This is a genomic window from Amycolatopsis sp., from assembly GCF_035276945.1.
Taxonomy (GTDB): Bacteria; Actinomycetota; Actinomycetes; order Mycobacteriales; family Pseudonocardiaceae; genus Amycolatopsis_E.
Genome location: NZ_DATELF010000009.1, coordinates 22,691 through 34,077, shown reverse-complemented (window position 1 = coordinate 34,077; position 11,387 = coordinate 22,691). Strand labels below are relative to the sequence as shown.

The 11,387-nt window shown below is 68.9% G+C and carries 10 protein-coding genes; 8 read left to right on the top strand and 2 right to left on the bottom strand.

Translation table 11 applies throughout. The features are described 5' to 3' along the window. The first annotated feature begins 639 nt into the window (after positions 1-639). From VJT49_RS01045 to VJT49_RS01030, 4 genes are all read left to right on the top strand, one after another. A complete protein-coding gene (locus VJT49_RS01045) occupies positions 640-1,299 on the top strand; it encodes a Uma2 family endonuclease (RefSeq protein WP_324162169.1) in 660 nt (219 codons plus the stop codon). A gap of 587 nt (positions 1,300-1,886) precedes the next feature. Beyond that, complete coding sequence (locus VJT49_RS01040) at positions 1,887-2,249, top strand: BlaI/MecI/CopY family transcriptional regulator (protein ID WP_324162167.1); 363 nt, start codon at positions 1,887-1,889, stop codon at positions 2,247-2,249. A 2-nt stretch (positions 2,250-2,251) separates the two neighbouring features. Then, positions 2,252-3,202 carry a M56 family metallopeptidase gene (locus VJT49_RS01035; protein WP_324162177.1) on the top strand — a complete coding sequence of 317 codons (951 nt, stop codon included), beginning with the start codon at positions 2,252-2,254 and terminating at the stop codon, positions 3,200-3,202. 226 nt (positions 3,203-3,428) lie between these two features. Beyond that, the gene (locus VJT49_RS01030; RefSeq protein WP_324162165.1) at positions 3,429-4,436 is read left to right on the top strand and encodes a C40 family peptidase; all 1,008 of its coding nucleotides are present in this window, start codon (positions 3,429-3,431) and stop codon (positions 4,434-4,436) included. A gap of 75 nt (positions 4,437-4,511) precedes the next feature. Here the strand turns inward: VJT49_RS01030 and VJT49_RS01025 are convergent, their stop codons facing one another. After that, on the bottom strand, positions 4,512-5,474 hold the full coding sequence (locus VJT49_RS01025; RefSeq protein WP_324162163.1) for a hypothetical protein: 963 nt from the start codon (positions 5,472-5,474) through the stop codon (positions 4,512-4,514). A gap of 685 nt (positions 5,475-6,159) precedes the next feature. On the opposite strand from VJT49_RS01025, the gene VJT49_RS01020 reads away from it, so the two are divergent. Then, positions 6,160-6,360, top strand: a complete 201-nt coding sequence (locus tag VJT49_RS01020; protein WP_324162161.1) for a heavy-metal-associated domain-containing protein — start codon at positions 6,160-6,162, stop codon at positions 6,358-6,360. Positions 6,361-6,440: 80 nt separating this feature from the next. Further along, complete coding sequence (locus tag VJT49_RS01015) at positions 6,441-8,720, top strand: heavy metal translocating P-type ATPase (RefSeq protein WP_324162175.1); 2,280 nt, start codon at positions 6,441-6,443, stop codon at positions 8,718-8,720. Positions 8,721-9,286: 566 nt separating this feature from the next. Here VJT49_RS01015 and VJT49_RS01010 read toward each other — a convergent pair. Beyond that, positions 9,287-9,877: a TetR/AcrR family transcriptional regulator gene (locus tag VJT49_RS01010; protein ID WP_324162159.1), complete on the bottom strand. Its 591-nt coding sequence runs from the start codon at positions 9,875-9,877 to the stop codon at positions 9,287-9,289. A gap of 125 nt (positions 9,878-10,002) precedes the next feature. Between VJT49_RS01010 and VJT49_RS01005 the strand changes: the two genes are divergently transcribed. After that, positions 10,003-10,623, top strand: coding sequence for a class I SAM-dependent methyltransferase (locus VJT49_RS01005; RefSeq protein ID WP_324162157.1), 621 nt, complete (start codon positions 10,003-10,005; stop codon positions 10,621-10,623). A 23-nt stretch (positions 10,624-10,646) separates the two neighbouring features. Continuing rightward, the gene (locus VJT49_RS01000) at positions 10,647-11,297 is read left to right on the top strand and encodes a DUF2218 domain-containing protein (protein ID WP_324162155.1); all 651 of its coding nucleotides are present in this window, start codon (positions 10,647-10,649) and stop codon (positions 11,295-11,297) included. Positions 11,298-11,387: the final 90 nt, after the last annotated feature.

Genomic DNA, 11,387 nt, shown 5'->3' with positions numbered 1-11,387 from the left:
GCCAGGCGACAGGCTCGTCGGCGCACGCCATGGCAAACTGAGCACGCAGCGAAGCTCCCGTGGTGAGAAGTCTTTGGACGGACTCCTCCAGCTACCGGAGCTTCGCTGCCTTACCCCGCACGACACACCGACCCGATCAGGCCACATCACAAGACGATCTTGAAACGGCCCTGCCGGTGGGTGCCCGAGCGGTTTCCAAGGGCTTTTCACGTCTCGCGAGCATTCGAAGGGGATGGACGTCCTAAATGGACAGACTGGGGTCAGAACGTGTTACGCCACAAAGACTGGTCTGGAAACGATGATCGTTACAGCGCCAAAGTGGTGGCCGTTGCCGGCGTTGCGTTGGGGCTGAAGTTGGAACCTCCGGACGCCTGGTCGGCGGGGATCAGAAGGTCGCGACTTCGTTGTGGGTGCACTTGCCCCTCGACTTGTACGGTCTGGAACTGGGACGGCGCGGCCGGCAAGTCCGTGTGGCCGGAGGGTTGCGCGTGTTCGGGGTCTGGTGGCTGGTTCCGAGTGTGGTTCCGCCTTCCCGGCATCGAGCGGGCCTAGCGGATCGAACGTGGCGGGAAGGAGTCGGCTCCCGTGCCGATGCCTCGCGACCCCGACACGTCACGTTTGCCCGGCGTGGTCCCTCGGATGCGACTGCCATCGCGCATGGTCGCGCGAACTCTGGTGGTGTTTGGGTTGTGGCGGGTGTCGCGTCCAGCGTGGGACAATGCCGGTAGTGCCGCTCTGGTCGAGCATGTCGGGCCCTGGACGATTGCCGATGTCGAGGCGCTGTCGGATGCGGGTGATCATTCCCGGTTCGAGCTACTCACGCCCGGCGTGCTCACGGTGAGCCCGGCTCCTGGCACGGTGCATCTACGGGTGTGCCGCCGGTCGGCGAATCTGCTCGATGATGCCGCGGTGGCCGCCGGGGCGGCGGTGGAGGTCCTCGAGGCGGTCAATGTCGAGATCGCTGGCGGACGATTGGCCGTGCCCGATATCGCTGTGGTCGACGGCGGTTTCGCTGCCACCGATCCGACGCGGTATCTGCCGGGCACGGTGCTGGCGGTGGTCGAGGTGGTGTCGCCCAGTACGCACCCGCAGGATCGGGTGATCAAGCCCGGGCTCTACGCTGACACGAAGATCCCGGTGTATTGGCGGGTGGAAATCGAGAGCACCCCGCAGGTCATCGTGTCCGAGCTCCGCGGCAGTGCCTATGTGCAGACCATGACAATCTCCGCCGGTCGACCAGGCATCATCGCGGCGCCGTTCCCGCTTGAGGTTGATCCAGCCGCACTGGTCCGCCAGTAACACCCGGACCCCTGTTGCCGCGAATGTGTTCGCCACGCGGCGAAATCTGTCGAGTGCGCTGAAGTGATCAGTTGCTGCGTCCTTGTGAGCGAGCGACACCAGTCCGAACTCGGTTCGGCATCATCCCCGACCTTGACCGCAGGCGTGACAAATGTCGCAGCTGCTGACGTGGACGGCAGCCGTTTGGCCTCAGCCGGTTCTTGTCACGCGCTGGCAGGGATGTCGATGCCGACCGCAGCCCAGAATGGTTGGCGAATCCTTGAAGTGACCGCTGAGGGGGTGCCACGACAGTCCGGGATTCTCAGCCCGCAGTGCGGCGGGTCCACGCCCTGTGCCAGCCCGGATCGTTGATACCGAGGCAGGGGTGGCGTTGGTCATGCCCAAGCGAACTCCAGGCCAGTGCTCGCCGCCGCGCGAGATCGTCAGGATGTGAGCACCCGGCGCCGCCTGAAGCGTATGGTGCTGCGGGGCTTGAGGACGCCGGTAGCACTGTGCTGAGCTGCTCAGCGGCCGGGGACCTGCCATCGGGTGATGCCGATATCCTGGATTCCGGTCTGGATGGTCGCTGGTGGAGACGAGGGAGTGGGATGTTCGGTCTTGGTGACCTCGAATCCGCGGTGATGGCGGTGTTGTGGGAGTCCGATGAGCCGGTCACGGTGCGGGAGACGCTGGAGCGGTTGGAGACGCCGAAGCAGCTCGCCTATACGACGGTGATGACGGTGATGGACAACTTGCACCGCAAGGGCTGGGTTCAGCGTGAGCTTCGCGGCAAGGCCTACTTTTACGAACCGGTGACCAGCCGGGAAGAGGCGGCCGCCCGCGCCGTGCGCGATGTTCTGGAATCGTCCGGAGATCCCGAGGCCGTGTTGCTGCACTTCGCTCAATCGGCGTCGGACGAGGAATCGGCGTTGTTGCGCAAGGGCCTGCGCCGGAAGGCCCGGCGCCGATGATTGTGGGCTTGTCCCTGCTCGCCGGCGCCGGTATGGCGGGCTGGCTGGTGCCGGGCAGGCTGTGTGCGCTGGATCTGCGGCGGCGCGACCCCGTGTTGTTGATCGCGTGCTGGCTGTTGTCGATGCTGGGTGTCGCGCTTGCCGCGGTGGCCTGCGTGGTCATGCTGTTGACGCCTACCCACGGGTCGGTGGGCACGTTGTTCGCCGCTGTGGACAGCTGTTGGACGGCTATTCAGCACGGGTCGCCTCCCGCGGCCGAAGTGTTCGGCGGGCTGCTGGGGATGGCGGTGCTGGGGGCTTTGGCGCTTCGCCTGGTGATGGTTGGTGCGCGGGGGATCCGGCGCCGGGCACGCGTGCGGCGCGAACATCTTGAGACCTTGTGGTTCGCCGGCCGACCGGACGGGGCGTCACCGACCATCTTGTGGTTGGTGCATGACCGGCCCCTGGCCTTCAGTCTGGGCGGGAAGCGTGGCGTGATCGTCGCGACCGACGCGTTGGCGCGGCACCTGGATCGCGATGGCGTTGCCGCGGTGCTTGAGCATGAGCGTGCTCATTTGACCGGCAGGCATCATCAGCTGATCGCGCTCGCCGACGCGCTGCGGGCCGCCCTTCCGTTCCTGCCGCTGGTGCGGCAGGCGCCTGATGCGCTCCGTGAACTGGTGGAGCTGGCCGCTGACGTGGTTGCCACCCGCAAATACGGCGCCCCGGCGGTGCGCGCGGCTCTTGTGGGAGTTTCCGGGTGCGGCGCCCCCACCTCCGGCCTCGCGATGGCCCGCGATGCGGTGGATCTGCGCCTGGCCCGGTTGGACGGGGGCGCGCTTCCCCCGGCCGGTCTCCGCCGCGTGATGGCCTGTGGCGCGGCAGGAGTCACCGCTGCGGCCTTGCCCTTTGTCGCCAGTGCGGTCGCCCTACTGTCGATCGCGATCGTGGACTGCCCGCTGACCGGGATCTAAGTCAACCTCACGTCACTGAACGCGACTGAACACGATCGTGCAGTGGGTCTTCTCACCCCTCCGAATGATCTCCTACTACCGCCGTTAGTATGACCGCCGGCGTTGTCGGGGCGCCGGGAACCAACGGACGCACCTCGGATCGGCTCGGCCATTTTCCGGCCTGAGCCGGGAAAACGGAGGTACAAGCGACGTGGCGGTACACCGACGCACCCGCACTGTTCGCCGCGTGTTCGCGATCAGTGTGGTCCTTGTCCTCGGCGCCATCGTGCCAGTGGCCAACGCGCAACCCCCCGCGGATCCCGCGACGCAATACCAGCAGCTGGTCCAGGAGGCGGCGAAGGCTGACGAAGACCTCCTCAAGGCGCAGGACGACCTCACCAAGCGCAACGCCGAACTCGGCCAGGCCACGACCGAGGTCAACGCGGCGACCGCACGCAAGCAGCAGGCGGCCGCGGCCGTCGCAGTCGGCCGTGTCCAGGTGGACCAGTTCGCGTCCGAGGCGTTCCAGGGAGGGGCGAGCTCGAGCAGACTGTCGGCGGTGATTTCCGGCGGCTCGGTGCAGGACTATCTGGAACGCATGTCGGCCCTGAGCATGATCGCCACCGATCGTCAGCGTTCGCTCGATGCGCTGAACACGGCGCTGAGCCAGGCGGAGCAGGCCCGGGCCGACGCCCAGGCCGCGCACGAACGATCCGTCGCCGCGGCCGATGCCGCCGCGACACTGATGAGCCAGATCAAGGCGAACAAGACCAGGCTGGACACCCAGATCGCGCAGCTGCGCCAGGCACTGCGACAGCTCAGCCCGGCGCAGAAGGCAGGCATGGGCACGGTCAAGGACACCGGGTCCTATCTTGGCCCTCCGGGGGCCGCCAACACGGCGCTGCAAGCAGCGCTGGCCAAGCGCGGATCCGACTACCAGTGGGCTGCCGCAGGGCCGAGCGAGTTCGACTGCTCGGGGCTGACGATGTGGGCCTACAAGGCGGCCGGGATCTCGCTGCCGCACTCCAGCCGGTCCCAGTACACCCTGGGCAGGCCGGTCTCGTGGGATCAGATGCAGCCCGGGGACCTGGTGTTCTTCGACGACGGGAGCGGGAACCCGTCCGCGATCCACCACGTCGGAATGTATGTCGGCAGCGGGAAGATGGTCGACGCCCCGACTGAAGGAGAGTTGGTGGATGTGCGGTCGGCGAAGGGGGACGGCCATTTCATCGGCGCTCGCCGCATCGTGGGCTGATGGCGAGAGCAGGCCCGGGGCCTGACGCAGTACCGCTGGGCCCCGGGCTTCGTCCACCAGCCATGGACAGTCTTACTAGGACGAATAGTGGTAACGAACGCGTGCTGCGCGCCGGCGAACCGCTACGGCCGCCCAGCCCACCAGCCCGAGCCCGGCGGCCAGCAGCGCTGCGCCCGCGACGTATTCACTGGCCGGGCGCGGCCCGGCTCCGGCCGGTAGGTATACCGGCCGATTCTCGGTGAGCGCCGGGTTGCCTGGGGGCACGGGCAGCCAGATTTCGACCGCCCGGTCATGGATCCGCAACTCCCCGTACAGCAGCCACATGCTTGCCGCCGGCAGGTCGATCGACCCGGTGAACGCGTCGCCGTCCCGCCGCAGCGGTCCGGACACGATCTGGCCTGCCCGGCGCGCCAGTACCTGAACTGACCGCACGTCGGCGAGGTCCACGCCGCCGAACTGTCGAATGTGGACGGTCGTTGGACTGTTTCCCCCGCGCTGCACGGACATCTCGGCGGTGGCAACCTCGTCACCTTGGCCGGGATCGTGTGCCCTGGCTGCTGGCGCGAACAACGCCGTGGCCGCCGCAAGTACCACCAGCAACGTGGCGGTTTGTGCCGCACGGCTCCGGGTCCATGCGGCCACCAGGAGCACAACGAGCAGCGGCGTGAGGATCACCGCGGCCAGGATTGTGGGCCCTACCGCGACGGAACTGATGCCGGTGGCCGAAGCGAGCAGTTGCAGCGCGATCATGGCCAGGCCCGCCAGCGGCCAGCGAGTCCGGCCGAGGCGCCGCGGAAGGTCGAGTACGAGCAACCCGAGCAGGGCGAGCGGCACGTCCGGGGCGATCCACCCTGCCGTGGCCAGCGCGATCAGCAGTACGAGCCGCAGCGTGAGGTAGGCCAGCACGGACCAGGCGAACCGCACCCGTGTCCCGGGCACCGACCGGGCGATCCATGCCACGCCCAGCCCGACGAGCACCACCAGCGGCAGGTGCAGCGATTCGGAGAACTGCGGAACATCGGTGTCGTACTCCAGCACGATTAGCTCGGCGGCGCCGAGCAGAGCCGCGCCTAGCGCGGCCCGCAGCGCACGGGAACCCCCCCGGTCCCAGCCCGAGGAGCACCGCGACGACCAGCACCGCCGTCGCCAGCACCGACACCAGGTGCGGCGGTGACCACAGCACCGCGTCCCGCCCAAAGGCCGCATGCCACACCGCGTCCACCGGGGCCGCGCCGGCGGTCGCGACTCCGGCGGCCACGGCCAAGGCGAGCCCCGGCGTGCCCAGCAGACGGCGGATGGAGCGAACCCGGCCGAACGTGCTCAGCACCCAGATCGCCAGCACCACGCCGACCAGCGCCATCGAGGTGTAGAGCAGCAGATGCGGCGGTGTGAACGTGCTGTCCCGCCCGCGCACGGTGTGCCAGGCGTCGTCCCAGTAGGTGGCGACCAGGCCGGCGGTGCCGCCGGCCACGACCGTCCATGCCCCTACCGGGGCGATCCCTCCGTGCGAGTCTCCGGATGTGTCCACGCCAGACTCCTTCGCATCGTCGCCGCTAAAAATATACCCCCCATAGGTATAGGGTCAAGTAAGGGTGGAACCACTTCGCATCGGTGGCCTTCACTACCCCCATGGGGTATAAAGGCGGTAGGGGCAGTGTCCCGGGGTGCATGCGGAGGCGCGCTCCTGGCAACGACAACGATCTCGTCCGAGGAGGAACGTTCGATGGCGGAATCCACCTACACCCTCAAGGGCATGACCTGCGGCCACTGTGTCGCGTCGGTGACCGAGGAGGTCGCCGGGATCGAGGGCGTGCAGAACGTGGACGTGGACCTGGCCACGGGCACGGTCACCAGTGGTGAGCCGGTCCCGGTCGAGAAGGTCGCCGCGGCGGTGACCGAGGCCGGTTACGAACTAGTGAGTTGACCCGGTGGTCGCACGGTGGGCGCCGCTCGCCGAGCGGCCACCGAATTCTCTTCACAGACAAGGACTTTCGGAGGCGCATGATGAGTTCTGCGGTCCAGGAGACACAGAGCGGGGAAGCACGGCAGGTGGAGCTGTCGATCAGCGGCATGACGTGCGCCTCCTGCGCGGCCCGGATCGAGCGCAAGCTGAACAAGGTCGACGGGGTCACCGCGACGGTCAATTTCGCCACCGAGAAGGCGAGGGTCAGCTATCCCGACGCGATCTCGCCGGCTGAACTGGTCAAGGTCGTGGAGGGCGCCGGCTACAGTGCCGCACTGCCCGCGCCGCCCCAGGCTCTGGCCAAGACCACCGGCGGCCAGAGCGAGCTCGACGACCCGACCCGGTCGTTGCGGCAGCGGCTGATCACTTCCGCGGTGCTGGCCGTGCCGGTGATCGTGCTGGCGATGATCCCCGCGCTGCAGTTCACCAACTGGCAGTGGCTCTCGCTCACGCTGGCCGCGCCGGTCGTGGTGTGGGGCGCGTGGCCCTTCCACCAGGCCGCCTGGACCAACCTCCGGCACGGCGCCGCCACCATGGACACGCTGATCTCCCTGGGGGTCTCGGCCGCGTTCGGCTGGTCGCTGTACGCGTTGTTCTTCGGGATGGCCGGAATGCCCGGCATGCGGCACGGCTTCGACCTGATCGCCGAACGCGGCACCGGCGCCAGCACCATCTACCTGGAAGTCGCCGCCGGTGTGACCGCGGCGATTCTGGCCGGGCGCTACTTCGAGGCCCGCTCCAAGCGCCGCGCCGGGGCCGCCCTGCGGGCGCTGCTGGAGCTGGGTGCGAAGGACGTCGCGGCGCTGCGGGGCGGCCGCGAGGTGCGGATCAGCATCGACGAGCTGCGGGTGGGCGATGAGTTCGTGGTGCGGCCCGGGGAGAAGATCGCCACCGACGGCGTCGTGGTCGACGGCAGTTCCGCGGTCGATGCCGGCATGCTCACCGGCGAATCCGTTCCGGTGGAGGTGCGGCCGGGCGGAAACGTCGTCGGCGCCACGGTCAACGCCGGGGGCCGCTTGGTGGTTCGGGCCACCCGGGTCGGGTCGGATACGCAGCTGGCGCAGATGGCCAAGCTCGTCGAGGACGCGCAGAACGGCAAGGCGGCCGTGCAACGGCTGGCCGACCGCGTGTCCGCGGTGTTCGTGCCGATCGTGATCGCCCTGGCCGCGGTCACGCTGGTCGTGTGGCTGGTCACCGGGGCCGGGGCGACCGCCGCGTTCACCACCGCGGTCGCGGTGCTGATCATCGCCTGCCCGTGTGCGCTCGGGCTGGCCACACCCACCGCGTTGATGGTGGGCACCGGCCGGGGCGCGCAGCTCGGCATCCTGATCAAGGGGCCGGAGGTGCTGGAGTCCACCCGCAAGGTCGACACCGTGGTGCTGGACAAGACCGGCACCGTCACCACCGGCCGCATGTCGCTGGTGGACGTCCACGCGGCCGGGGGCCTGGGCCAGCGGGAGGTCCTGCGCGTGGCCGGTGCGTTGGAGGACGGCTCCGAGCATCCGATCGCGAAGGCTATCGCCGCCGGCGCCCGGGAACGTGTCGGTGAGCTGCCGGCCGTGCAGGACTTCCGCAACGAGGAAGGACTCGGCGTGCAGGGTGTGGTGGGCGGCAAGGCCGTCGTGGTCGGCCGCACCGCGCTGCTCGAACAGTGGAGCATCCACCTCAACGGCACCCTGGCGGCCGCGAAAAGCGAGGCGGAACGGCAAGGCCGGACCGCGGTGCTCGTCGCCTGGGACAGTCAGGCGCGCGGCGTGCTGGTCGTCGCCGACACGATCAAGCCGACCTCCGCGCAGGCGGTGCGGGAACTGCGTGACCTCGGCCTGACGCCCGTGCTCCTGACCGGAGACAACGAGGCCGCCGCCCGCGCGGTGGCCGCGGAGGTCGGCATCGGCGAGGCGATCGCGGAGGTGCTGCCGAAGGACAAGGTCGACGTGGTTGCCCGGTTGCAGCGGGAAGGCCGCGTGGTGGCCATGGTCGGTGACGGCGTCAACGACGCGGCCGCCCTCTCCCAGGCCGATCTCGGCCTGGCCATGGGCACCGGCACCGATGTGGCGATCGAGGCGAGCGATCTCACCCTGGTCCGCGGTGACCTGCGCGCGGCGGTCGACGCGATCCGGTTGTCACGACGCACCCTCGCGACCATCAAGGGCAACCTGTTCTGGGCCTTCGCCTACAACGTCGCCGCCCTGCCGCTGGCGGCGCTCGGGCTGCTCAACCCGATGATCGCGGGCGCGGCGATGGCGTTCTCCTCGGTGTTCGTGGTGTCCAACAGCCTGCGGCTGCGCCGCTTCCGCAGCGCCGTCGGCGCACCGGCCTGAACCACCGCTCGGCCTGGTTGTCAATGGCCGCCACCGCTCGGCGGCGGCCACGAGGTGCCGGCAGCACCGACGGTGATCGTGATGTCCATGCCTTGTTCCTTGTGGTTGCCGACCGGACAGTAGAGCTCCACTGGCTCACCGCGTCCTTACCGCCGCTGCACGAAGCCAGCGTCAGAGCGGCAGGGACCGCCACGACGGTCCATCGGCCCCCATGACCACCGCATACCTGACTCCTCGATCGACCAACGCCCGCCACACCCCACGATCTACGTAGGTAAATAGTAGACGAACCCAGCTCTTCCAGCCGGCGCCGCTGCTCGTCAGTCAGGTCACCGAGCTGGGCGGCGAAGGCCGCGAGCGCCGCGTCGCCATAGCGGGCCACCACCTCACTGGCCTCCCGGCGGCTGGCCACGGCGAGGAAATCCGCGGGGGCACCGGCGGCGCGGTAGGTGTGCGCCCGCTGTCCGACGTGTGCCTCGGCACTTAAGAGGCCCTTGTCGGCCGAGCAGGTGACGATCGCGGCTGCCAGGAACAGGATGCCCCGGTCGGGAATGGCTCAGGCGGTCTCAGGTGGCCTTGTGGTGCCGGGGATGTAGTCCCGCGAGGGTGACTGCGACGAGGCGGTCGATGGCCTTCGGGGACGAGAGATCGCCAGCCGCGGCGAGGGCGTGCAGGCAGTAGCCGGCGAGTTCTTCCGGGGCGACATCGTCGCGCACATCGCCGGCAGCCGCCGCCTCCGCGAGCAGATCCCGGATCAAGTCGCGCAACTGCCGCTGCGCACCGATGATCTGCTCATCGCGATGCAGGAACGCCGCGAGTTCGCTGCTGTGATGCCGGCGGGTTCCGTGCGAGATGTGGGCGTAGGCGCGCAGGACGACGTCGAGGCGCTCGGCAGGGCTGCCGGCGTCGTCACGGACACGGGCGAGCTGGTCGAGGTGCGCGCTGATCTGACGCTCGTGCCAGGCACGCAGGATCGTTTCGATGTCGGGGAAATACTTGTACAGCGTGGCGCGCCCGATGCCGGCCTTCTCGGCGACCTGCGACATGGTGACGGCCCGCAGCCCGTGTTCGGCCACGAGCGCCGCCGTGGCGTCCAGAGTCGCCTCGCGCACCTCCCGGCGGTGGGCCGCGATCGTCTCGTTCCACAGCTTCGGCACGCTTCAACTATACGTACCGATCACGGTGGAGACACCCTCGATTGACTATAGACAGTGTGTCTCGATAGATTGACGGCGGTCGGGATCGACGGCGGCAGCCATGCATAAACGCGAAGGAGAGGCTCATGGCCGGTTCACCTCCCCACCCGTATCCCGGTTCGGTGGCGCCGAGGAGCTCGGAGGACTTGTACGCCAGCCCGCCGCCGTGGGACATTGGCCGTCCCCAACCGGTGTTCCTCGCCCTCGCCGACGCCGGTGTCATCCGGGGCCGGGTGCTCGACGTCGGGTGCGGGACCGGCGAGCACGTGCTGATGTGTGCCAGCCGCGGCCTGGACGTCACCGGTGTCGACCTCGCCTCCAACGCACTGCGCGCGGCGAGGGACAAGGCGCGCACCCGTGGGCTGACAGCGCGGTTCCTCAGTCAGGACGGGCGGTACTTGGCTGATCTCGGAGAACTCTTCGACACCATGCTCGACTGCGGCCTGTTTCACATCTTCGGCGACGCCGACCGCTCGGCCTTCGTCGCAAGTCTGCGGTCCGTGCTGCGGCCCGGCGGCCGCTACTTCATGTTGGGCTTCAGCGACCAGCAGCCCGGCGACTGGGGGCCGCACCGGTTGACGCGGGACGAGATCACCGCCTCCCTCGCCGAGGGCTGGCGGATCGACTCGATCGAGGCCAGCACGATCGAGGTCACCACCGAACCGGACGGCATCCGGGCCTGGCTGGTTGCGGCCACCCGGATCTGAGCTTCGGTATGGGAAGGAATGTCATGTTGACTGCGGAAGCCCGAGTTGAGACCGAACGGCCGAGCCGGTATCTCGTCCAGTTGTGCCGGCATGCCAGCCGGATGAGCCAGCGTCTAGGTCACCGGCCGCGCAGTCACCTCGCCGGTGATCCGCGGGCGCCCCGCGAGCTGCCGGCCCGCGTCGATGCCGAATGGTCCGACACCGACGGCGCCGTCACTTTCGACCCATGGGGCCAGTGCGTCGCGCAAGCCACGCCGGGTGCGTTGATTCTGCGCGCCCAAGCCGCCGACCAGCAGAACCTGCGACGGATCCAGGATGTCATCACCTGGAACCTCAGCAGGTTCGGCAGGCGCGACCACCTCAAGGTGCACTGGCACGACGTGCTGCAGTCTGGCGAAGCGGAAGCCCCCAGCGAGCCGCCGCCATCGGGGCGCCGGCAGGGGCACCGCAGGACGACGATCCTCACCACGCTGGGCGTAGTGGGCATCGCGCTGCTGGTGGTTGCGCACCTGGGGCTGGGCGGTGCCATGGTGGCGGCCTTGCGCTGGCTGGGCTGGAGCGCTGTCGGCGTGGTGGCCATTCCGGTCTTGGTCGTCCTCGCCCACGCGGCCGCACCCGCCATCCTCTTTGGGCTGCGCCGGCTCCTCGGTCGACGCGGCGACGCCGGGCGCTGAACCACACCCGCGCCTAATCGACTCGCCTGGTACACCTACCACGAGCACGCTCAGGCCCGCCGCCGTGAAGGCGGCGCCCCACCGGCGGGC

What these genes read in the sequence shown, in the direction of transcription:
- VJT49_RS01000 (WP_324162155.1), top strand. Translation starts at nt 10,647, where the DNA reads ATGTTGACTGCGGAAGCCCGAGTTGAGACCGAACGGCCGAGCCGGTAT.
- VJT49_RS01045 (WP_324162169.1), top strand. Translation starts at nt 640, where the DNA reads ATGCGACTGCCATCGCGCATGGTCGCGCGAACTCTGGTGGTGTTTGGG.
- VJT49_RS01020 (WP_324162161.1), top strand. Translation starts at nt 6,160, where the DNA reads ATGGCGGAATCCACCTACACCCTCAAGGGCATGACCTGCGGCCACTGT.
- VJT49_RS01005 (WP_324162157.1), top strand. Translation starts at nt 10,003, where the DNA reads ATGGCCGGTTCACCTCCCCACCCGTATCCCGGTTCGGTGGCGCCGAGG.
- VJT49_RS01015 (WP_324162175.1), top strand. Translation starts at nt 6,441, where the DNA reads ATGAGTTCTGCGGTCCAGGAGACACAGAGCGGGGAAGCACGGCAGGTG.
- VJT49_RS01040 (WP_324162167.1), top strand. Translation starts at nt 1,887, where the DNA reads ATGTTCGGTCTTGGTGACCTCGAATCCGCGGTGATGGCGGTGTTGTGG.